We start from the raw sequence: 726 nt of genomic DNA, 5'->3' as shown, positions 1-726 counted from the left end.
CCGGTGGTAAATCCTTTGCAGATGCTGCTGCCCAGTACTCCGACGACTCAGGCAGCGCCCAGTCTGGTGGTGATCTGGGTGTGGTTTCCAAGGGGGCCTTGCCTGAAGAAATGGAAGACGCCATTGCCGAGCTGGCTTCTGACACCGTCTCTGCGCCGGTGGTAACGGACGCCGGGGTCCACCTGATCAAGGTGACTCAGGAGGAGACCGCTCGTGAATTGCCGTCACTGGCGGAGCTGTCGGATCAAATTCGCGCCGACCTGAAAAAAGCCCGTGCCGAAGCGTTGTTGAATGACGATGTGGCGAAGCTGGAAGAGCTGCTCTACGAGCATGCCGATCTACAAAGCCCGGCAGAGCAGGTGGGCACGTCTGTGGTAACTACGGACTGGGTCGACCTGGCGGCGGCTGATGCGCCATTGTCCCTGCCTCAGGTGCAGCAGGCGCTGAACTCTGATCAGGTGCGTGAACAAGGGCACAACAGTGATTTGATCGAAATCGATTCGACCCGCTATATCGCTGTGCGTATCGCAGAGAACAAGTCTGCTGAACCCATGCCCCTGGAGGAAGTCTCTTTCGCTATCCGTGAGCGCCTCAAAGGTGAGCACGCCATGGACAAGGTCCAGCAGCTTAGTGAAGAAGCACAGAAATCCATTGATGATGGTGCTGATCTGGCGGCAGTGGCGGACTTGTTCGAGGTAGAAGTTGAAGAGCAGGAAGGCCTGCAGC

The 726-nt window shown here is 57.7% G+C and carries 1 protein-coding gene; it reads left to right on the top strand.

All coding sequences use genetic code 11. The features are described 5' to 3' along the window. Positions 1 to 726, top strand: a 726-nt coding sequence (locus tag A3730_RS04430; RefSeq protein ID WP_197477286.1) for a peptidylprolyl isomerase, incomplete at both ends; no start/stop codon positions are given.

The sequence above is a fragment of the Alcanivorax sp. HI0044 genome, assembly GCF_001634945.1.
This window is presented reverse-complemented; position numbering and strand designations above follow the sequence as displayed.